Here is a 21,969-nt window from a genome sequence, read left to right on the forward strand (position 1 = left end):
TTGAGGGTTGAAGACGCTCAAAAAAATCTTGACGGCCCGCTAGCCAGTGAGGGGCGGCAATCTGTTGTGATCTTAAAGACACCCTGTATGGAGCTGCCAGAGATGGGCTAGCTCTCGGGCGGCATACAGCCGTTCCGAGAGCAGACGATACATCCGACGGGGTCTGCCGCGCCGTTCAGCCCGTTCCCAGTAGGATTGGATGAACCCCTCCCCCACCAAAAACTCCAGGGCACTTTGGAGAATCGTGTCCGAGAGGCGATAGCTGGGGAGTTCCTGAGGCAGCAGATCAATCAACCCCCCGGGCGTGGGCATCACTCTTGAGCAACACATACAGGGTGTAACAGACCGCCTGTTCCTTCGTGAGGAACAGCGGGGGGGGTATTGCGAAAAAAGCGATGAATATCCTCAAATTTGATGCTTTCCATGGGAGCAGCCGATAGGTCGAAATTGGAAGGTCCTATTGACCTATCAGCGATTTTTTGAATTCTTACGCAGAAAATCCGAAATTTGTTCAATCCTGATCCGGCGGAGCCGAGGGATCACCCTGGTAAGGGAGTGCGATCTCAGCCCCTGCCTAGGGATATAATCGGGTGTCCTCAGGAGTCGATCTCTATGCTCAATCGCTCGGATTCCTCTCTGCCGCCCCCAGCCATCCAGCAGATTGCCAAGATGTTTCGATTGACTGGCTGGGTTGGTTTTTGGGTGCAGCTGGTTTTAGGGGTGGTCTCGGCTTTAATTTTGCTCTTTGCCGCCATTAGTCGAGAGGATGTGAGTACCCAGGTACGAACCGCCGGCACTGGTTTGGGGATTTTCTTTTCCTCCTGCGGGCTGGTGGTGTTGGCCGTGAGTATTTATTGGGCGTTTCGCTATACCCAAATTGCCAAGCAACTCGCCTCTCCCAGTCGTCCCCGTAAGGAAGAGACCCTCAACTTAGTACAGCTGGGATTACTCGTGAGTCTAGGCGGTATGTTGGTGGCGATTCTGGCCGGATGGGCGATCGCTGGTAGTCTCACCGCTAAATCCTTAGCCCAACCCCAAGGGGCGTTGATAAGCGCCTCTTCCATCCCGCTGATCCGTCCCCTCGATATTTTTGTGGTTCAAGCAAATATCAACACGATCGCAGCCCACTTTGCGGGGGTACTCACCTCTCTGTGGCTGCTGCGATGGCTTACACGTCCCCATCAATCCTAGGGTCAGGTTCGAGGGGGGGGGTATGCCCCCTCGGGGAGGTAGGGCTGATTCAGCCCCTGGAGACAGGCGATCGCAGCGGCGGTCGTGATCTGAGGAAAATCCACATAGAAACGACCAACACTCCAAAAGGGCTGGGGTGTCCATAACGTGATCACCCGATCGACCCATTGTTGCAGTTGGGGCATCAGTACCCGTGGGGCCACGGGGACACACACCCAGATCTCCGCTGGGGATTGGGTTCGCAAGGATTGAATCGCTGCTGCCATGGTCATGCCTGTGGCAATGCCATCATCAATGACTAGGGCGATCGCCCCCGTCGCACTCAGGTGAGGACAGTAGGGAGCAAACCGACTCGCCTGGAGTTGGGCTTTTTCCTGGGCTTGCAGATAGGCCTGGTTCCAGAGGGGTTGCTCCCAGGGATTCTCTGGAGCTTCCTCTGACCACAGAACCGCCCCATCGGCGGTGAGGGCACCCACCGCTAGCTCTGGGTTCTCTGCGAGGCTAATTTTCTTGGCAACCATCACGACCAAGGGGCAGCGGAGTTTTTTGGCAATGGGTTCCGCCACCAAAATTCCACCTCTGGGTAGGGCATAGAGCACAATCGGTCGGGGAGGAAGGAGCCGTTGCGCCAAGGCAGTCCCAATCGCCGTTGCCAATCGTGTCCCTGCGTCTTGACGATTGCGAAACCGCTCAATCGGTAATTGGGGAGATGATGGCATCGCCGTACCTGGAAATTAAGCTGCTCCTATCATGCCTGATCCGCATTCAGTCCAACAGAATGGGGTTCAAGCGAGAGGCGTTAAATGGCTAACACTGGGTAGCTGCCAAAGCTGTCCAACCGTTCGGTGTAGTCAGCGAGTTCCCCAAGGGCGGTTTGCACGGCGGGGTCGCGGTCGTCTGCTGCCAGATCAATAAAAAACTACATACTCCCCCAGCGATCGCTTGGTGGGGCGCGATTCAATGCGGCTGAGATTGATGCCGAGTTGGGCAAAGATTTGCAGGGCTTTAACGAGGGCACCCGGTTGGTTGGCGGGTAAACTGAAGGCCAATGAGGTATAGCGCTGACCGATCACCGCCTCGGGTTCTAAGGGGGTGGGGTGATTGCCCATCACCCAGAAGCGGGTGCAGTTGTCTGGATTATCGTTAATTGGGCAGGCCAGGATCGGCAAATCATAGAGTTGGGCAGCGCGTTGGGAGGAAATTGCCGCCAGAGTGGCATCTGCTTTTAGCCATTGCAAGGGCTCGGTGGTCGAATTGGTCGGCACCAATTGAGCTGTGGGCAAGTGGGTGTCTAGCCAGCCCTGACATTGGGCTAAGGCTTGGGGATGGGAATAAACAGTTTGGATAGCGGTTAGACGGTCAGCCCCTGAAAGCAAGGCATGGGTAATCGGCAGCACCAAGGCAAACTGAATTTGCAAGGTCTGTAACTGCCAAAGGCTGTCTAGGGTCATGGTGACGCTCCCCTCAAGGGAATTTTCCACCGGCACCACCGCCAGATCGACCTGCTGTTGGGCGACGGCTCGCAGGGTTTGGGCGATGCTGACGTAGGGATGGAGGTTCGATAGCTGATGGGTTTGTTGCTGGAGCCAATGGGCAAAGGCTAAGGCAGCAGCTTCGGCATGGGTGCCTGCGGGACCCAAATGAGCAATGCTGACAGAGCGGTCTTTGACCATCGTGGGGTTCATAGGGGGGATTCCTTAAGGGAGCAGGTCAATTGCACCAGCAATGCAATAATTCTTCTCATTTGTCCCAGCCATTCCAGCCAATAATCTGGGGAAACGAGGTATTTCGCTATAGATTTGCTGCCTTATAACTAGACATGCTGGTGAAGACAGCCGTAGCTAGCCGGTGACGGGATCAACGCTAAGCTTAAAATAAGTTAACAATAGATTTGGACTCAGTCCTGCACTGCTCTTTCCCATCCTCTCATGCACATTCAGTTTGTTGCCTCCCAATCCATTGAAATTGCAGTTCCAGAGGAACCCGTGCCGATTCAGCACTATCTGCGGCAGCCCCAGCGATTGGTACAGGCGCTTGTCGATCCGACACGCCTGGAATCCTTGGGGAGTGACTGCTTCCGGTTAAAGATGCGCCCCCTCAGCTTCTTGATGCTCAGTATCCAGCCAACGGTGGATATGCAGGTCTGGGCAACCTCCGATGGCGTCATTCATCTGCGATCCATTGCCTCTGAAATTCGGGGAGTGGCGTATATTAACCAGCGCTTTGCCTTAAATTTGGTCGGGCAACTGGCCGCAACCCAAGTCCAGGGACAGACCTGTTTGCAGGGTCAGGCTGATCTGACGGTGCATGTAGAACTCCCAACCCCCCTCGATCTGACACCTAAACCGCTGCTGGACGCTACGGGAAACGGGCTGCTCAAAAGTGTGTTGCTGACGATTAAGCAGCGGTTGATGCATCAGTTGCCCCTGGATTATCGCCGCTGGGCAGATAGTCCGACGGAAGTTGCGTTAACAGCTCCCGTTGTGCCGATCATCGGTTAATAGAGGGCATTCTCTTCGACCATCAACCCCCCCCGCTACTGCCTGCCTTGATGACTCAAGTTCAACCCCCTCTGGAATTTATTCCGCCCCGGTTTAACCCAGGGGTGCTGCGTTTGATGCAGTGGCTCTTGCCTGCCTTAATCAGAACCCAGACGGGGATTGAGCAAATTCAAGGCCGTAACGTTGAGCAACTGGTGGATTTATATCAGCAATTTCAAACGGGCAAGGTGCGGTTGATCATGGCCTTTCGCCACCCTAGCACCTACGATCCATTCTGCTTGGCCTACCTATTGGCCCATTTGGTGCCCCAGGGGGCTAGAAAACAGCACGTCCCGCTGCGATCGCCGATTCATGCCCATTTTCTCTACGATCGCGGCATTCCCCTCTGGGCTGGAGAGTGGGCTGGGTGGCTCTACTCCCGCTTAGGTGGGATTTCAATTCAGCGGGGGAAGATAGATCGCCAGGGGTTACGCACTGCTCGGGAGCTGTTTGTTAATGGCACGCTGCCGTTGATTGCCGCCCCAGAAGGAGCCACCAATGGTCATGGCGAGATTATCAGTCCCCTCGAACCAGGCATTGCCCAGTTGGGATTCTGGTGTGTGGAGGATTTGGTCAAGGCCGGACGATCGGAGTCCGTGGTCATTCTCCCGATCGGGATTCAATACCATTACGTGGATGCACCTTGGGAGGCTCTGGATTCGCTATTGCAACAGTTAGAAACCGTTGCCGGAATCAGTTCAGCTTCAGGCTCGGGGTTGCTGGAGGTAAAACTTAATCATCCCGATCCCAGTTGGACTGAACGGGAGGCAGGGCTATATCAACGACTATTGTCCCTGGGGGAACACATTCTCAGCTTGATGGAAGAGTTCTACACCCGGTTTTACCATCAAACGCTGATCCCACCCGTGGCAGCCGAGGCTCCTGTCCTCTCTGGGAATGAGCAATTTGCCCTGCGCCTACAAGTGCTACTGGATGCGGCACTGCGCGTGGCGGAACAGTACTTTGGCTTAATGGCGAAAGGTTCGGTGATCGATCGCTGTCGGCGGTTAGAGCAAGCAGGTTGGGACTGCATCTACCGGGAGGATATCAAGCAGCTAGAGAATCTCTCCCCGTTGGAACGGGGACTGGCCGATGCGATCGCCGCAGAAGCCAGCTTACGGATGTGGCATATGCGTTTGGTGGAGAGCTTTGTCTCGGTGACGGGACGCTATGTACGGGAAAAGCCCACGATCGAGCGCTTTGCTGAAACTACCCTGTTGATGTGGGATCTGGTGACCCGCATTCAGGGTAAAAATCCCTTTGCCCGTCCCAGCCTGGGTAAACAGCAGGTTCAAATTACCATTGGTACCCCAATCTCGGTGAGCGATCGCTGGGATACCTATCAAGCCAATCGTCGCAGCGCGAAACAATCAGTGACCGATCTCACCCAAGATTTACAGACGGCTCTGGAAAGCTTGATCCTCTAGTTAGTGCAGCAGCATGCTAAATTAATTTTTCCAGTTGCCACAGACGTTGCAGGAGTCCCGCGGTGCAGCCGAAGCACAGCAATAACCCAATGGGACTGAACTGAAATGGTGGAACCCCGGCTAAAATCAGAGCCAAGCTACTGCCAGCGGCAATGGTCAGCCAGGTGACCCCCAGCGCAATGGGGCGATCGCACCGTTCTGCGATGAAGGTGACAGGTTTTTTTGAAGGTCTTCACGAGGCTCCAGATCAGGGCGATCGTCAACAAGATCGCGATGGGTAGGAGCAACCAGATAGCAAACTGTAACCAGGCTAGACCTGCACATTGGCGATAGGTCTGGACGGAGCTACAGACAGAACCCTGAGTCACCCAGGTATAAAGTACTGGATAATACACAAGGGTAGCCAATGCCCCTACCCCAGCTGCATTCAGCCAGACTCCAAACAGATACCCAAACACTTTGAACATTACGGGCTGCATCCATAGCAATCCTAAATGATTCGTAACCTAAAATTAGCCTAAAATCCTGACCCAGAAAGAATCAAAATTTACAAGTGACTGAGGACTGCTAGAGTATCTCAGCGGCAACAGAATTGCCAACAGGCGCAATAGTAACTCCTGCGCGATGATCAGCAGTCCAAGCACTAGAAAACCACGGTGGTAGGTCATAATTAACCTACCGCTTTTTGAGTGAAGATGAACGCACCAAAGTGAAAGCTCTGATGGTGGTCGGAACCACATCCCACGCTGGGAAATCGTTGCTCACCGCAGCCCTCTGTCGCATCCTCTGCCGTCGGGGCTGGCGGGTCACCCCCTTTAAAGGGCAAAACATGGCCCTGAATTCCTATGTGACGGCCAGTGGGGGTGAAATTGGCTACGCCCAGGCGGTGCAGGCTTGGGCGGCAGGGGTGGCTCCCCTGGTGGAAATGAACCCGATCTTGCTCAAACCCCAAGGGGATATGACCTCCCAGGTAATCCTCAAAGGCAGAGTCGTAGGCCGTGTTGGAGCAGCTGAGTATTATGAACAATATTTTGATCAGGGCTGGCAGGCGATCACGGAATCGTTGCAACGGCTGGCAGAGGAATTTGATCTGGTGGTCTGTGAGGGGGCAGGCAGTCCGGCGGAGGTAAATCTGAAGCATCGGGATCTGACCAACATGCGGGTGGCCCTGCATCTGCATGCAGCAACTTTACTGGTGGTCGATATCGATCGCGGCGGTGCCTTTGCCCATGTGGTGGGCACCCTGGAGTTGCTGGAACCTGAAGAACGGGCCTTGATTCGCGGGATTGTGATTAATAAATTTCGCGGCCAGCGATCGCTGCTTCAATCTGGCATCGACTGGCTGCAAGAGCGGACGGGGATTCCCGTCTTGGGGGTGATTCCCTGGTTAGATCAGGCGTTTCCCGCAGAAGATTCCCTTGATTTATTCGATCGTCGCCCGTCCAGTCAGCAACGGGATCTGACCATTACGGTGCTGCGGTTACCCCGGATCTCTAATTTCACCGATTTTGATCCCCTGGAGTCTGAATCCTCGGTGACCTTGCGATACATCCACCCCAAGGAGTCATTGGGACACCCAGATGCCTTGATTATTCCGGGTTCTAAGACGACGATCTCGGATCTGCTGGTCTTGCAAAAAAACAGGGATTGCCGAAGAGATTCGCAATTACGTCGCCGCTGGCGGCACTGTGTTAGGCATCTGTGGGGGCTACCAGATGATGGGTAAGCAACTGGCTGATCCCGAAGGAATTGAGGGTCAAGGGGGACGGTATCGGGGGCTGGAACTGCTGCCCATTCGCACCGTGATTACGGGGCCGAAAATTGCTCGCCAGCGCCAGGTGACTTCCAACTTCCCCTTGGAGGGGTTGCCCATTGCCGGCTATGAAATTCATCAAGGACGCACCCACCTGATGGAGCCAGAGCGAGAGGAGATTCACCACCTCTACCGCCCGTTGTTTGATGACACGACCCTGGGGATGGTTGATGCCAATCAATCGGTTTGGGGCACCTATCTCCACGGCATTTTTGACAATGGCCCTTGGCGACGTGCCTGGTTGAATCGCCTGCGTCAGCAGCGAGGTCTTCAGTCCCTTGCCACCGGGATTGCCAATTATCGTGAAGAGCGCGAGGTGATGCTGGACGGCATTGCAGATGAGATCGCAGCGCATCTTGATCTGACTTCACTGTTGTTCTAAGGTGCTGACTGCCATGACGGTTCAGATCCACTTTCTCCCCGATCAGGTAACAATCACCGCCACCCCCGGCGAACCCTTCCTCCAGGTAGCGGCTCGGGCTGGCATTACCATCCCCACGGGTTGCTTAATGGGTTCCTGCCATGCCTGTGAGATCGATATTGAGGGGGGGGTATGCCATCTGTGCCTGTATTACCGCCGTTCCCGGCGATCGCCCCCATTTGACCGTCCATCTCTACAGCGACCCCACCTGGTAACCTGAGACCGGGGAAGCTGCAATCTCAGTGGACTCAGAGGCGGCTATACCAGCGCAGCAACACACTGGCAAGCTTGCGGGGATTGTGACCGACCCGTCCCAGTTTGGCATCTTCCTCCATCACATTGGCGAGGAGTACCTGACAGTTGAGGCGCTTGACAGCGTCCCGATCCAACAGCACGGGCTGGGAATTAATTTGGGCATAGCGTTGCACAACGGAAGCAGAAGGTGGTTTCTTTTGCACCAGCACCGCATCAAAGCAGGGCTGACCGCAGATGTCAAAGATCGCTTGCAGGTGATCAGCAACGGAATACTCCTGGGTTTCCCCCACCTGGGTCATGATATTACAGACATAGATACAGGGTGCCTGGGAGTTGACAATCGCCGCCCGAATTTCTGGCACCAAGAGGTTGGGAATGACGCTGGTATAGAGACTCCCAGGGCCAACGATGATGTAATCAGCCTCTTGAATCGCCTGGAGTGCCTTGGGGAGAGCGGGGGGTTGGGGGCAGGCAGCCAATTTGTTGGATACTGCCCTTGGCCGCCGTAATATTGGACTCTCCTTCAATGTAGCGACCATCGGCCAACGCCGCCCAGAGACGGACATCGCTGAGGGTGGCGGGGAGTACCCGTCCCCGGACAGCTAGAACTGTGGAGCTGGCAGCGATCGCCTGCTCTAGATCTCCGGTAATCTCACTCAAGGCCGTGAGGAAGAGATTACCAAAACTGTGACCCACCAGCCCATCCCCGGCTTCAAACCGATATTGAAACAGTTCCGTAATCAGTTTTTCCTCATCCGCTAGGGCTGCCAGACAGTTGCGAATATCGCCGGGGGGTAAGACGCCAATTTCCCGTCGTAACCGCCCCGATGAGCCGCCATCATCGGCAACGGTGACAATGGCTGTAATATTGGCACTGTATTCCTTCAGGCCCCGCAACAGCGTTGACAGTCCCGTACCGCCGCCAATCGCCACAATTTTCGGCCCGCGATGCAGGCGGCGATGGGTCAACAGCATATCTATCAGTTCCTCATCCCCCTCCGGCATCAACACCTGGGTGATGGAACCCAGGGTGCGAGTCTGTCCCCAGAGAATCAGCAACATCCCCAAGGCGATCACCAGCGGCCCACTGATAAAGCTGGGAATCACTGCGGTGATCGTTTCGAGAATTGCCCCAAACCACTGGGTGAGGTAGAAAATGGGGGTCAGCTTAATCCAGATTGCCAGCCCTAAACTGGTCAGAAACACGCCAGCTAAACTGATCAGCAGCCAGCGTTTGACCAAAATCCCCGGCACCAACCACTTAAAAACCTGCAAATGCTTCCGATCCGACCGTTGGGGAGGCGATCGCTGGGGCCGACGCAAACCCTGACTCGGAGATAACTCTGGTCTAAAAATCCGTAGGAGATGCTTGATAAAAGCAGTGGCCATTGCTCGACGAGGACAGAAATCGGACGGGCTTTACCCAGACCCTCAGGGGTTAAAGCATACAGGCTCAGTATAACGACCAAAAACTCGGCGAGTCATCCGCTACGGTCGCTGGGATGCTAATGTTGTGAATCAATCCTAGGTCTTGCCCGCATCAGTCTTAGTGTCACTTGCCAATGACAGCGCCACTGATTGAATTAAAAGCAGTCTCGAAACGCTTCGGCTCCAGCGTGGTGTTAGATGAGGTGAATCTGACGATCTTCGCCGGTGAGGCTCTGGCAATTATTGGGCCTTCGGGAACCGGTAAATCCACCATTCTCCGCACCATTGCTGGATTATTGGCTCCCGACAGTGGCGAAGTCTATATCAAGGGGCAACTCCGACTAGGGGGCGTGGAGGAGCGAGCTAACCCCATTGGTATTGGGTTGGTTTTCCAGCAGGCGGCGCTGTTTGATTCCTTGACGGTGGATGAGAATGTTGGATTCTCCCTCTACCAGCACTCGAATCTCCCCCGCCACCGGATTCAGGAACTCGTCCGCGAAAAGCTGGAAATGGTGGGACTGGGAGACATTGGCGATCGCTACCCCGCAGAACTGTCAGGCGGGATGCGGAAACGAGTCAGCTTTGCCCGGGCGATTATGGAAGACCCGGATAACGCGGAAGATAACCCAGAAGTGCTGTTGTATGACGAACCGACAGCAGGACTCGATCCCATTGCTTCGACGGTGATGGAAGATCTGATCCGTCACTTGCAACGGGTGGCGGGAGTTTGTAACACCTACGTCGTGGTCACCCACCAAGAGAGTACGATTCGGCGCACCGCCGATCGGGTGGTGCTCCTCTACCAAGGGAAAGTCCAATGGCAAGGTAAGCTGGCGGAAATTGACACCACTGACAACCCAATGGTGCGTCAATTTTTTAGTGGCAATGTCGAAGGCCCAATCCCGGTGATTGGTTAGACCAACTGGCTGGAAAGTTTCCGGTGGGGATTCCCTGAAGGCTCCAGACAGCGCTAGACTGAGGAGCATTGTCTCCGTCTGGGTTGGATAACCAACCATTCTGCTGATGAGGTAACCCATGACAACCAACCGCACCAGACCCTCCCGCATTGTTCGTGAAGGCTCCGTGGGACTACTGGCATTAGTTGCCGTGGTGTTCTTTGGTGTCACCATCCTCTGGTTGCGAGGCTTTACCTTTGGAGACCGCAACTATCGAGTCCTGATTGATTTTCTCAATGTTAGTGGTTTGCAAGTGGGTTCTCCGACACTCTTCCGAGGAGTGACCATCGGGCGCGTCACAGCGGTTCGCCCCGAACCCAATGGGGTGGAGGTCGAGATTACCATCAATTCATCAACACTGGTGATCCCTCGAGATGTGCGGATCGAAGCCAATCAATCGGGGTTGATTAGTGAAACGGTGATTGAGTTCACGCCCCTCAAGCCCCTGCCTGATAGTGAGATCGCCACTGCTAATCCCCTAGCAAAGGATTGTAACCCTGATTTAATTATCTGCAACGGTGCCCAACTCAAGGGGGAAATTGGTGTCAGCTTTGATGAACTCTTGCGCTCATCGATTCGTTTTTCTGAAGCCTTCAGTGACTCGGCCTTCCTGGAAAATCTCAACCAGACCGTGAAAAATACTTCGGATGCTGCCCACGGCATCACCACCCTAACGCGATCGCTCCAGGGACAAATCACCACCCTCTCAGCCTCAGTAAAAGCAGTGGGCAAGGCTGCAAATCAGATCAATTTGACGGCGACTCAAGTGAATAGTTTGGTGGCTGACAACCGTGCAACGTTGGTAAAAACCCTCAACAACCTCAGTGCCACCAGTTCAGAATTGCGCGGAACCGTCGCTCAACTGTCGCCCTTCCTGAATCGGGTCGAAAAAGGTAAACTCCTGGCTAATCTGGAAACCTTTGCCGCGAACGCGGCTCAGATTTCTGTGAGTTTAAAGGAAGTGACCAGTGTCGCATCGAATCCTGGCACCTTAATTGCCCTCTACCAACTCTTAGACTCCGCTCGTGCCACCTTCCAAAACACCCAAAAAATTACGGCGAGTTTAGAGTCGGTCACCAGTGATCCCGCCTTTCGCCAAAACCTCCGCAAGCTGCTCGATAAGTTGAATAAGCTCATGTCGTCCACCGTAGAACTGGAGCGACAAACCCAACTAGCCCAGGTTTTGGCACCCTTAGCCCTACCAGCAACACCGCCCCACCCACCACGACTGCTTTACCAGCCCATTCCCCCACCACGACCGTTGCTGTCCCCCCAGCAACTCCCAGCCCAGGGCCAACGGTAGATTTTGCCTTGACCCAAAATCCAACGCTGCAACTCCTGGGGGCAGTGATCGCCCAACTCACAGAACCCTTGCCGCCCCCAGCGAAAGCGGCGACGAACCCTGCCATCCCCCCATCCGCCCCCCAAAATTAACGTTCACCCCTGCAACTATGGCCGTCAAAAAGCAATTCACCAGTTTTCCAGAAATGCTCACAGGCTCGGATCTACCCTTGTTGGTCGACTTCTATGCCCCTTGGTGTGGGCCATGCCAGATGATGGCTCCGATTCTAGAACAGGTGGGAACCCGGCTTAAAGATCGACTCAGGGTGGTGAAAATCAACACTGAAAACTACCCCCAATTGGCCTCCCAGTATCAGGTGCAAGTATTGCCAACTCTGGTGCTGTTCAAACAGGGGCAACCCGTGGAACGCATTGAAGGCATGATGACAGCAGAACCCTTGATTCAACGTTTACACTCCCTCCTGTGACGGTTTCGTCCCTCATAAAAACTGAAAAACTCTTCTGGTTAAAGTCAGCTGATTTCTGGAGCCAATCTATTTAGTTATTCGCGATCGCGCAGGAGACGCTCTGCTAGGGCAGTTTTGGCCTGTTCCCGGTCATCAAAGTGAATTTTTTCTGTCCCCAGAATTTGATAGTCTTCGTGACCCTTCCCAGCAATCAAGACACTATCTCCGGGTTGGGCATTGCGGATGGCGGTGGCAATGGCTTGGGCGCGATCGCTGAAAACCGTTGGCGTGATGGTGGATGGAATACCCGCGAGAATATCCTCCAAGATCCGCTCTGGAACTTCCGTGCGGGGATTATCGGAGGTGACAATCACCTGATCGGCGAGTTGGGCAGCAATGGCTCCCATTTGGGGTCGTTTCGTGCGATCGCGATCGCCGCCACAACCAAACACACAGATCAACTGCCGCTGAACAAAGGGACGAGCTGCCCGCAGTAAATTTTCTAAACTGTCGGGGGTGTGGGCATAATCTACAATCACACTGATGTCCTGATCAGGATCAATTTGCACACACTCCATGCGACCAGGAACTCCAGGAAATTGAGGCAGCACCCGAACGACAGTGTCTAAATCCAGACCCAGGTGCAACACCGCCCCCACCGCTGCCAGCAGGTTCTCCAGGTTATATTGCCCCACTACGGGGGGCATGAAACGCCGCCTCACCCTGGGGCGTATGCAACACTCCTTCGATGCCAATAGCACTGTAGGTCAATTGATCTGCCCAGAGATCCGCCTCCGGGCTGCGGGTTCTATAGGTCCAGACCTGATCTGGATCTAATTGAGCCATCAGTTGCTGCCCATAGGGATCATCGCCATTGATGACGGCACGCCCCCGTAGATACGGGGGGATGAAACAACGCAGCCTTGGCGGCAAAGTAGTCCTTCATATCGCGATGAAAATCTAAGTGATCCTGGGTTAGGTTGGTGAACACTGCCACCTCAAAGGGACACCCTAAGACCCGGCCCTGGGCCAAGGCATGGGAGCTGACTTCCATGACCCCCCACTGACAACCCGCCGCCCGCGCTGCCGCAAGTTGAGCTTGAAGGTCAACGGCAAACGGTGTGGTGTGTTGCGCGGTCTGTTGAAACCCCGGCCAACGGGTATAGAGGGTTCCCAGCAGAGCAGCGGTCTGGGAGGATTGATTGAGAAAAAACTCAATCAGATGGGTGGTCGTGGTTTTACCATTGGTGCCCGTCACCCCCACCAATTGCAATTGCTGCCCCGGATGGTCATAGAAGCAAACGGCCAGTTGGGCACAGGCTTGAACAATATCTGCTACGGGCAGGACACAGGGCGCAGCAGCCCCTGAGCCAGGGGGATATTTCTCATAGGCAGCCGGAGACACAAGCGCTGCGATCGCCCCCGCGGCGATCGCCCCTGACCAAAAATCCCCCCCATCGACTCGGGTTCCGGGCATCCCAATAAACAGATCCCCTGGTTTACAGGCCAGGGAATTGGTTTTGAGTCCCGTAACCTCCACCTCTAAGGCTGGATGTTCCAGATTGGACAAGCCTTCTGGGAGGACAGACAGTAACGCGCGCAGTTTCATCATCGGAGTTGACCGTCACAGGGGCTGGATTATTCTGCCGACAGGGGAGCCAGATGTTTTTGTAACAGTTTTTCTAGCTGGGAGACACTGGCTCGAGGAGATAGACGGGGGAGGGCGTTCAGGGTTCCGGAATCGTCGAGGTGGCAAAGAACCGGAATCTCATACTGGTAAGCCTGAAACCAATCCTCCCGAGAGGTAATATCCCGAATCTCCAACTGGAAATCCCAGCCCTGAAGCTGCTCTAGCTTCGCTTGCAGCCCCTCACACAGATGACACCCAGGCTTGCTATAAAGAATCAATTGCATGGCTGACCGTTCCTCGTTGCCCCTCTTATGTCATGGGTTCGTAGTATTTATACGGTATAAAGCCTCATTCCTCGGTCGGATTACGGGTCTTTATCCTACAATGATGAATATACGCCTCAACCTGTAGCAACCTTACCGCAAAACCTGCTATGACCTATACTCCCGTAGCTCCGTTTCGTGTCTCTACATTTGATCTGGATCAACTAAACCAACAGTTTGCCGATGCCCTTCCCCAGGAAATTCTGGGGTGGTGTGTACAGCACCTCTCGGCACGGTTGGTGCAAACCAGCGCCTTTAATGTGGATGACATGGTGATTACGGATCTGCTGTATCGGGAATTACGTCCAAGCAAGCCTGTCCCGGTGCTGTTTCTGGATACCCTCCATCACTTTCCCCAAACCCTGGAATTAGTTGCCAAGGCTCAAAAACGCTACGATCTCGATCTCAGGGTTTACCAAGTGCCGGAGGTGACCTCCCGAGCTGCCTTTGCCGCCCGCTATGGGGAAGCACTTTGGGATACGGATATCCAACAATTTCACCACCTGACCAAGGTTGAACCGTTGCAACGGGGCTTGGCAGATCTGGGAGCCGTTGCCTGGATTACGGGACGGCGGCGAGATCAAGCCGTTACCCGTGGGGAGATGCCGATCTTTGAACTGGACACCCACCAACGCTTGAAGGTTAATCCCCTAGCAGCTTGGACACGGAAACAATCCTGGATCTATGTTTTTGAACACAGTGTAATTTACAATCCCCTCCATGACCAAGGCTATGCCAGCATTGGGGATGAACCCATTACCACTGCCGTTGAGGATGGCGAAGATGAGCGGGCGGGGCGCTGGCGGGGCACTGGCAAAACCGAGTGTGGTATTCATCTTTGAGGCTGGATTCTGTTGACTGACACCTTACTTTTACTGCCCTCCTGGCGATCGCTCGGGGGGGCTTTTTTTCAGCTTACTGTCCACAACAGCGATCGATGCCCAGACTCGCTAGCAATAAATCACTGACTGCGTTCGCAACCGCAAATTCGCTATAAAAGCTTTGAGAAAAGTCAAAGGCTTTCATCTCCGTTAAAATTGCCACGAGTAGCGACCCCACATCGTTTTCTCCTTCCATGCGCTGGCGAACAAATACCTGGGCCGCCCGTTGGGCAATTTGCTGATTCACGGGTTCGGGAAGAAATTCTTGATCAAGCCAGGCGAGGAGATGAGTGCGGAGCCACTCTCCTTCCTGCTCAGGGTGCAGGGTCGGGGGCAGAGAAATCGGTGGGATCGGTTCAGTCATAGGGCAGGTGCTCCTGGAACCATCGTCAACACATAGGGGGGCGGGGCAGGGAAACGAAGCAATGACATTAAACTGGAAATCTGCCTTGAAACTCAATAGCAAACCGATTTCATAGGCCTTTCCAATCTCGAAGAAGTAGGTGAAAGGCAATAGCAGAGGGCTGGTGGAGGAGTCTCTGATTCTTCAGACTTCAAAGTTAAAGCCCGTTTCTTTGAGTTGTCGGTATTTAACTTCATCGAACCGATACAAGCGGGCTGCCCGATGCGCCACATCTTGCTGGACTTCATCCAGTTCCACCAGCAGTTGCATATTCAGAATTTTTTTTGCGGAAATTGCGTTTATCTAACCCTTGACCCAGCACCGTCTCATAGAGTTTTTGCAGTTGAGTCAGCGTGAACTTCTTCGGCAATAGTTCAAAGCCGATCGGCTCATAGCGGAGTTTACCCTGTAACCGTCCTAGCGCCACTGCCACAATCTGATCATGGTCGAAGGCTAGGGTTGGCAACTGTGCCACTGAGAACCAGGCAACATCCTGGGCATCCGTTGCCGCCTGAATACGATAGGCATCTAAGTTGACGAGGGCGTAGTAAGTAACGGTGACCACCCGATCGCGAGGGTCGCGATCGACACGACCAAAGGTATAAAGCTGCTCCAGGAACACCTGCTCAATCCCCGTTTCTTCCCGTAATTCCCGCAATGCAGCCTCTTCTAGAGATTCATTCAAGTGGACAAACCCACCAGGAAGTGCCCAATCACCAACAAAGGGGGGGAGTCGGCGCTGGATCAACAGGATCTTTAAGTCAGAGGCATCCAGGCCAAATACCACGCAATCCACTGTGAGGGCGGGTCTGGGGTATTCGTAGGTATGGGACATGGGCAATTTTCCGTCAGAAGCTTGACATAGTGTAAATCAAACACTTATATTAAGTGTACCGATAACACTATAGAGCAATGCAAGGACTGTTTACAGTGGCGGCGGGCTCAATTACGGGCCGAGATCATCAGTGGATCAACAAAAACAACCAGGATGCCTACTATCTTTGGCGTGATTCCCACTCCTTGATTGCAGTGGTCTGCGATGGTTGTGGCAGTCGTCCCCACAGCGAAGTGGGAGCCAAGATCGGGGCTCGTTTGGTGGTGGAAACCATCCGGCGATCGCTGATCGGTGCTGCAATGGATCTCAACACTGCGGGCTTCTGGCAGCAGATCCGCCAGGAGATCTTAGGGCAACTCCAACAGTGGGCGATCGCCCTCGGGGGAGATTTTGTCCAAACGGTGCTGGATTATTTCTTATTCACCCTTGCAGGCACCGTGATCACCCCCACCACTACGTGGATCTTCTCCATTGGCGATGGAGTGATCATCCTCAACAGTCAAATCCAGGAACTGGGTCCCTTCCCGGACAATGCCCCCCCCTATCTGGCCTATGGTTTGCTAGCCTCGGGGGCTGTCAATACTGAGTTTCAGTTGCATTCGCCCTTGCCCACCCCAGAACTCCAGACTCTCCTCATTGGCACCGATGGGGTCAGTGAGTTGATGCAGATTGGTCACCAGTGCTTGCCTGGGAAACAGGAATTCGTGCAGCCGATTGATCAGTTTTGGCAAGAAGACCGTTATTTCAGTAATCCCGATTGCTTGCGCCGCAGATTAACCCTGATTAACCGGGAGGTGGTGCGCCTGAATCCGCGATCGCAGCAGCTGGAAAAACAACCAGGATTGCTGCCAGACGATACCACGTTGATTGTGATCAAACGCTGCCCAAGTTGAGATTTCGGGTTCAGATTTGACTGTTTGGGATAGATACCGAGGCGATCGCCATGGAAGTGTATGTCAACCGCAGGTGCATCAAATTGAAGCCCCAGAAGGCGATCGGCAAGGGGGGAGAAGCCGATGTCTATGACATTGGCGGTGGGAAAGCCCTGAAGGTTTTCAAGTCCCCCAGCCACCCCGACTACCAGGGATCTCCCCTGGAACAACAAGCGGCCTGCGATCGCCTGCGGGAACACCAGCAAAAACTGCGGCAGTTCCCGGCTCAGCTTCCTGATCGGGTGGTACGCCCCGAAGCCTTGGCAACAGATCAACAGGGACAGATTCTGGGGTACACCATGCCCTTTTTGCGAGGAACCGAAGTGCTGCTGAGGTATGGCGATCGCGGCTTTCGTCAAACTGGAATTCCGCAACAAACCGTGGTGCAGATCTTTCAGGATCTGTATCAAACCGTGGCTCAATTGCACCAAGCCCAGGTGGTGATTGGGGATTTTAATGACCTGAATGTGCTGGTCTTAGGCCACCAGGCACACCTGATTGATGCCGACTCCTTCCAATTTGGCAAGTTTCTGGCTCGGGTGTTCACCGCCCGATTTGTTGACCCACTGCTGTGTGATGCCCCCGCCCATCAACTGATCCTGCAGGCACCCCACACCCCGGATTCCGATTGGTATGCCTTCACAGTGATGTTGATGCAGTGTTTGCTGTTTGTCCATCCCTACGGTGGTGTCTATCAGCCCAAAGACCCAGCGCAGCGCCTCCCCCACGATCTCCGTCCGCTGCATCGAATTACCATCTTCCATCCACAGGTGAAGTACCCCAAGCCAGCGCTGCCCTACCATTGTTTACCGGATGGGCTGCTGCACCATTTCCATCAGGTGTTCGAGCACAATCTTCGGGGTCAGTTTCCGCGATCGCTGCTAGACAATCTGCACTGGAACCAATGCCCCACCTGTGGACTGGAATACGCCCGCCCGTGCTGCCCCAACTGTGCCCAGATGGCTCCGGGGACGGTTAAGGAAATGACTCGGGTGCGGGGAACCGTGGTGGCGACCCAGGTCTTTGTCACCCAGGGGGTGATTCTGCAAGCTGCGCTCTCGGGGGAGCAGTTGTGCTGGCTGTTCCATGACCGGGGGGCTTTCCGGCGGGAAACCGACCAAGCAGTGCTGACAGGGGACTTGAATCCCCAGTTACAGTTTTGGCTCCAAGGGGCCAAAACCTGGGTGGGTCAGCAGGGGCAGGTGGTAGCCCTAACCTCCCAAGGGGTGCTGCCTGGGATCACGGTCGAGCGCTGCGGTCTTGCCCATAGCTTAGCCGTTAATCAAGATCACGCTTACTGGATTAACAACGGCCAACTTCTCCGGAATGGGCACCTCGGCCCCCATTACATCGGGGATGTGCTGACGGGACAAACCCGTTTCTGGATGGGATCCCAGTTTGGCTTTGGTTTCTACCAGGCGGCAAACCTGAGGGTTGCCTTTGTGTTTGATCGGCAGCAGCAGGGCTTGAATGACCGGGTACAACTTCCCCGCTGGCAGGGTCAACTGATGGAGGTTACCTGCACCTTCAGCGATCGCTACTGTTGGGTGCTGACGGCGACTCAGGAACAGGGCAAGCAAATTCACCGCTGTACCGTCATTGGTCGCGATGGTGTCCTCCTAGGGGCGATCGCCGCTGAACCCGGCGGTGATCAATCCTGGCTGACCACCCTCCAAGGGAAATGTGCCGTTGATAACTTTCTGCTGGCCGCCACCGACCAGGGAATTGTGCGGGTTGAACTCCACCAGGGCCAACTGACCTGTACCAAGGAGTTTCCTGATACCGAACCCTTTGTGGACAGTAGTTCCCAGCTGTTTGCCACCTCCCAAGGTTTGTATATCGTCAATCGTCGCCAGATCCAGTTCCTGAAGCTGGCAAAGTCTTCCCCTTAATTGAGCCACGGTGAGCGCGTCACCGAGCCAGCCATTGTTTTGATCCCCTCTACTTTTTCTCTAGGAGTCTCACCATGACCACCCAAACCACCCAACAACTCCCCCTGCCTGCCCACTTTGATACCCAAAAAGTCAGCGATGTCTGGCGGGTGCTCTATCAAGACCGTGCTGCGGATGCCGAAGCTTGGGCCAAACAATGGCATCTACAACCCGCCGCCAAGGACAGGTTTCGTATTTGTCTCATGGCCATCGATGTCCAGAATACCTTCTGCATTCCCAAGTTTGAACTGTTTGTTGCCGGACGATCGGGGATGGGAGCGGTGGAAGATAATATCCGCCTGTGTGAGTTTATCTATCGCAACCTAGGCATCCTCACCGCGATCGCCCCGACCATGGATACCCACACGGCGATGCAGATCTTCCATCCGGTGTTCTGGATCAATGATGCCGGGGAACATCCAATTCCGGCTGCGACCACGATTACCCTGGCCGATGTGCAACAAGGCCGTTGGAAAGTCAACCCTGCCGTTGCCTTTAGCCTGGGGAAAGGCAATTACCTGGCATTGCAAAACCACGCCCTCCACTATGTGCAAAAACTCAGTAACGATGGGAAGTATCCCCTGATTGTCTGGCCCTACCACGCCATGCTGGGGGGGATTGGTCATGCCTTAGTGTCGGCAGTAGAGGAAGCAATGTTCTTTCATAGCCTGGCTCGCAATAGCCAGACCTATTTTGAAATTAAAGGCGGCAATCCCCTGACGGAAAACTACTCGGTCTTGCGTCCCGAAGTCTTAGAAGGCGCCAATGGGCAGGCGATCGCCCAGAAGAATACCCGGTTTATTCAAAAACTGCTGGACTATGATGCTGTGATCATTGGCGGCCAAGCCAAGAGCCACTGTGTGGCCTGGACAATTGACGATCTGTTGACGGAAATTCTAGCGCAAGACCCCAGCTTGGTGAAGAAGGTCTATCTGCTGGAGGATTGCACCTCCCCCGTTGTCGTTCCAGGGGTGATCGACTTTACGACCCAAGCTGATGACGCGTTCCAACGCTTCAAAGCTGCGGGCATGCATGTGGTGCGATCGATTGATCCGATTGAAACCTGGCCTGGAATTAACTTGTGAACCGATTCTCACCCCGGTTGATCAGGCCCATGGGGTCCTGAACCGATGGACAACTCCCGTTTCTCAGCTGTGCATACCAGTCTCTCAATTTCATGGGTGTGATGCTTTCCAGGGCTTAGCCTTCAGGTTGATCTCTGGGACTGCAAAAATCCAATTTTTCCCCACAAAGGAGCATATAAATGAGCTACAACACGCCGAATGTGAATACCCTGTTTCAAACCGCTTGTGATGATGGCATTTTATCGACCGCATCTCTGCAAGCCCTTGATGTGCTGGATATCGGCATCCAGATTCAGGCAGCGTTGGGAGTACCCGTCGATGATGTCACCGCCAGTGAGGTGGTGCTGGTGACGGTGATGCCTGACGATTCAGGTTCGATCCGGTTTGGCAACAATGCTGCGGCTGTCCGAGCTGGACACAATACGGTGCTGGATGCCCTCCGAACTTCCAACCAGAAAGATGCGATTCTGATTCACAACCGCTACCTCAATGGTCGGATTCTCTATCCCTACTGCTCCCTCAGTCAGGCGGTGCGGATGGATAACAAAAACTACGACCCCAACCTGGGCACCCCCCTCTATGACCAAATGGTGGTGTTGCTGGGTACTGTCCTCGCCAAGTCCCAGGAGTTTGCAGACAATGGGGTACCTGTCCGCACGGTGACGCTGTTGATTACCGATGGAGCGGACGCTGGTTCAACCCGTGCCACGGCGAAAACGGTGAAGACCCTGGTGCAAGATATGCTGCGGAGTGAAAATCACATCATTGCGGCCATGGGCATTGATGACAGTTACACTGATTTTCGCCAGGTGTTCAGTGACATGGGCATTCGTGATCAGTGGATGCTCACCCCCGGCAACAATCAGGCAGACATCCGCAAAGCCTTTCAGGTCTTTTCCCAGTCTGCGGTTCGAGCCAGCCAAAGTGCAGCCAATTTCAGTCAGTCAGCGATGGGCGGTTTTGGCAATCCCTAGCAATGGCTGCCCGATCCCACCGCTCAACGGTTGAACCGAGTTGATACATCAGGATTGCTTGCACTCCCTGATGTATTAATTCGAGTTTTCGTCATCCGTTAATTTACGGATATTGATAGCAATATAGCTAAAGACTGGGTAAATTTTTAGAAAACTTTTTATCATGGGGAGAGCGTCGTCACATAAAATTCCAGTGTCCAAGATTGATCATGTTTGTTGATCCAGAAAAGACACGCGATATCTCTGACTTGGTGTACTCGCGCCAGCCACTTTTAATCAGTCAGACAGCGGCATGGCGCAGCATTCAAGTCGCCCATTATCTCCACCCGCCGTGGGAAACCCCCCAATACTTTGCGCTTGCCCATCTGATTCAGGTTCACCTGGGTAAGCCCGTGAACATGCTTCTCAACTTGAGCGGCAACTGTCATGATCTTCAGCTGACTGCAGGGGATATCAGTATCTATACCGCTGGCAGCCTGATTCAATCCCGTTGGGATCAGGTCGCTGAGTTTATTAATCTTTATATCCATCCCGATTTTTTCCAGCGCCTGAGCGCTGCGTCTCTCAGTCCCGATCAGGCGAGGTTGCTCCAGAAGCCCCAAGTGCGCGATCCACTGATACAGCAGATAGGACAGGTTTTGAAAACCGAATTAGAAACCAATGGGTTGATGAACCGCTTTTATGCCGAATCTCTGGCCACTGCCCTTGTTGCCCATCTCCTCCGCCGATACATGCTGCTGCCGCCGACATTGCGGCAACATGGGGATGGCTTGCCTGAGTACTGCCTGCAACAGGTGATGGATCATGTCCACGCCCATCTGGCCGAGGATTTGAGTTTGGATGAACTGGCGGCGATCGCTCAGATTAGTCCCTACTATTTTGCTCGCTTGTTCAAACAATCCATCGGGGTGTCTCCCCACCAATATGTCATCCAACGACGAATTGAGCGTGCCAAACAATTGCTCCAGGACGACCAGATCGCGATCGCGGACGTGGCGCTGCAATGTGGGTTTCCCAGCCATAGCCACTTTACTAAACTGTTTCAGCACCAAACTGGAATGACTCCCAAGCGCTACCGCCACGACCACAAGGCTTTGGGAGATGGGGTCTTAAGTAGACGACTCCCAGAATCGGAGTTTGACCATCGGATCAGCTTCTAGCCTACCTTTAGTGGTTCTCACTCACATGCGGTATAT

18 protein-coding genes and 6 pseudogenes are annotated in these 21,969 nt (G+C 54.2%); 15 read left to right on the forward strand and 9 right to left on the reverse strand.

The genetic code is table 11. The features are described 5' to 3' along the window. Positions 1-72: 72 nt before the first annotated feature. Positions 73-312, reverse strand: coding sequence for a helix-turn-helix transcriptional regulator (locus DO97_RS00795; protein WP_239651336.1), 240 nt, complete (start codon positions 310-312; stop codon positions 73-75). A gap of 300 nt (positions 313-612) precedes the next feature. On the opposite strand from DO97_RS00795, the gene DO97_RS00800 reads away from it, so the two are divergent. Further along, complete coding sequence (locus DO97_RS00800; protein ID WP_036530420.1) at positions 613-1,191, forward strand: DUF3611 family protein; 579 nt, start codon at positions 613-615, stop codon at positions 1,189-1,191. A gap of 2 nt (positions 1,192-1,193) precedes the next feature. Here the strand turns inward: DO97_RS00800 and DO97_RS00805 are convergent, their stop codons facing one another. Both DO97_RS00805 and pheA read right to left on the reverse strand, forming a co-directional pair. Next, positions 1,194-1,910, reverse strand: a complete 717-nt coding sequence (locus tag DO97_RS00805; protein ID WP_036530423.1) for a phosphoribosyltransferase — start codon at positions 1,908-1,910, stop codon at positions 1,194-1,196. 80 nt (positions 1,911-1,990) lie between these two features. Continuing rightward, positions 1,991-2,864, reverse strand: a pseudogene (gene pheA, locus DO97_RS00810) (prephenate dehydratase). A gap of 255 nt (positions 2,865-3,119) precedes the next feature. On the opposite strand from pheA, the gene DO97_RS00815 reads away from it, so the two are divergent. Next, complete coding sequence (locus tag DO97_RS00815; RefSeq protein ID WP_036530426.1) at positions 3,120-3,692, forward strand: DUF1997 domain-containing protein; 573 nt, start codon at positions 3,120-3,122, stop codon at positions 3,690-3,692. 50 nt (positions 3,693-3,742) lie between these two features. Further along, positions 3,743-5,158: a 1-acyl-sn-glycerol-3-phosphate acyltransferase gene (locus tag DO97_RS00820; protein WP_156120375.1), complete on the forward strand. Its 1,416-nt coding sequence runs from the start codon at positions 3,743-3,745 to the stop codon at positions 5,156-5,158. Positions 5,159-5,295: 137 nt separating this feature from the next. On the opposite strand, the gene DO97_RS00825 is transcribed toward DO97_RS00820, so the two are convergent. After that, positions 5,296-5,637: a hypothetical protein gene (locus DO97_RS00825; RefSeq protein ID WP_036530431.1), complete on the reverse strand. Its 342-nt coding sequence runs from the start codon at positions 5,635-5,637 to the stop codon at positions 5,296-5,298. 230 nt (positions 5,638-5,867) lie between these two features. Between DO97_RS00825 and cobQ the strand changes: the two are divergent. After that, positions 5,868-7,353: pseudogene (cobQ, locus tag DO97_RS00830) on the forward strand (cobyric acid synthase CobQ). A 13-nt stretch (positions 7,354-7,366) separates the two neighbouring features. Then, positions 7,367-7,607 (forward strand): annotated as a pseudogene (locus DO97_RS00835) (2Fe-2S iron-sulfur cluster-binding protein). Between the two features lie 33 nt (positions 7,608-7,640). Here the strand turns inward: DO97_RS00835 and DO97_RS28060 are convergent. Then, a pseudogene (locus DO97_RS28060) lies at positions 7,641-9,036 on the reverse strand (gluconeogenesis factor YvcK family protein). Between the two features lie 173 nt (positions 9,037-9,209). Here DO97_RS28060 and DO97_RS00845 point away from each other — a divergent pair. The 4 genes from DO97_RS00845 to trxA all read left to right on the forward strand — a co-directional run bounded on the left by DO97_RS00845 (position 9,210) and on the right by trxA (position 11,800). Then, complete coding sequence (locus tag DO97_RS00845; protein ID WP_036530435.1) at positions 9,210-9,992, forward strand: ABC transporter ATP-binding protein; 783 nt, start codon at positions 9,210-9,212, stop codon at positions 9,990-9,992. Positions 9,993-10,110: 118 nt separating this feature from the next. After that, complete coding sequence (locus tag DO97_RS00850; RefSeq protein WP_052128207.1) at positions 10,111-11,334, forward strand: MlaD family protein; 1,224 nt, start codon at positions 10,111-10,113, stop codon at positions 11,332-11,334. Positions 11,335-11,342: 8 nt separating this feature from the next. After that, entirely contained in the window at positions 11,343-11,465 is a 123-nt protein-coding gene (locus tag DO97_RS27185) for a hypothetical protein (RefSeq protein ID WP_275574910.1), read from the forward strand. 17 nt (positions 11,466-11,482) lie between these two features. Then, entirely contained in the window at positions 11,483-11,800 is a 318-nt protein-coding gene (trxA, locus tag DO97_RS00855) for a thioredoxin (RefSeq protein WP_036530438.1), read from the forward strand. Between the two features lie 74 nt (positions 11,801-11,874). On the opposite strand, the pseudogene DO97_RS30530 reads toward trxA, so the two are convergent. Continuing rightward, positions 11,875-13,388 (reverse strand): annotated as a pseudogene (locus tag DO97_RS30530) (UDP-N-acetylmuramoyl-L-alanyl-D-glutamate--2,6-diaminopimelate ligase). A 29-nt stretch (positions 13,389-13,417) separates the two neighbouring features. Further along, entirely contained in the window at positions 13,418-13,693 is a 276-nt protein-coding gene (locus tag DO97_RS00865) for a glutaredoxin family protein (protein ID WP_036530440.1), read from the reverse strand. 149 nt (positions 13,694-13,842) lie between these two features. Between DO97_RS00865 and cysH the strand changes: the two genes are divergently transcribed. Beyond that, a complete protein-coding gene (gene cysH, locus DO97_RS00870; protein WP_036530442.1) occupies positions 13,843-14,574 on the forward strand; it encodes a phosphoadenosine phosphosulfate reductase in 732 nt (243 codons plus the stop codon). Between the two features lie 73 nt (positions 14,575-14,647). On the opposite strand, the gene DO97_RS00875 is transcribed toward cysH, so the two are convergent. Both DO97_RS00875 and DO97_RS00880 read right to left on the reverse strand, forming a co-directional pair. Then, complete coding sequence (locus tag DO97_RS00875) at positions 14,648-14,977, reverse strand: hypothetical protein (protein ID WP_036530623.1); 330 nt, start codon at positions 14,975-14,977, stop codon at positions 14,648-14,650. 183 nt (positions 14,978-15,160) lie between these two features. Beyond that, positions 15,161-15,851 (reverse strand): annotated as a pseudogene (locus tag DO97_RS00880) (NUDIX hydrolase). Between the two features lie 77 nt (positions 15,852-15,928). On the opposite strand from DO97_RS00880, the gene DO97_RS00885 reads away from it, so the two are divergent. From DO97_RS00885 to DO97_RS00905, 5 genes are all read left to right on the forward strand, one after another. Then, complete coding sequence (locus DO97_RS00885) at positions 15,929-16,744, forward strand: protein phosphatase 2C domain-containing protein (RefSeq protein ID WP_036530445.1); 816 nt, start codon at positions 15,929-15,931, stop codon at positions 16,742-16,744. An 83-nt stretch (positions 16,745-16,827) separates the two neighbouring features. Beyond that, positions 16,828-18,675, forward strand: a complete 1,848-nt coding sequence (locus DO97_RS00890) for a hypothetical protein (protein WP_239651337.1) — start codon at positions 16,828-16,830, stop codon at positions 18,673-18,675. Between the two features lie 74 nt (positions 18,676-18,749). Continuing rightward, a complete protein-coding gene (locus tag DO97_RS00895; protein ID WP_036530450.1) occupies positions 18,750-19,799 on the forward strand; it encodes a cysteine hydrolase family protein in 1,050 nt (349 codons plus the stop codon). Between the two features lie 179 nt (positions 19,800-19,978). Beyond that, on the forward strand, positions 19,979-20,773 hold the full coding sequence (locus tag DO97_RS00900) for a hypothetical protein (RefSeq protein ID WP_036530451.1): 795 nt from the start codon (positions 19,979-19,981) through the stop codon (positions 20,771-20,773). A 209-nt stretch (positions 20,774-20,982) separates the two neighbouring features. Beyond that, positions 20,983-21,933: an AraC family transcriptional regulator gene (locus DO97_RS00905; protein ID WP_156120376.1), complete on the forward strand. Its 951-nt coding sequence runs from the start codon at positions 20,983-20,985 to the stop codon at positions 21,931-21,933. Positions 21,934-21,969: the final 36 nt, after the last annotated feature.

This window comes from Neosynechococcus sphagnicola sy1 (genome assembly GCF_000775285.1).
GTDB lineage: Bacteria > Cyanobacteriota > Cyanobacteriia > Neosynechococcales > Neosynechococcaceae > Neosynechococcus > Neosynechococcus sphagnicola.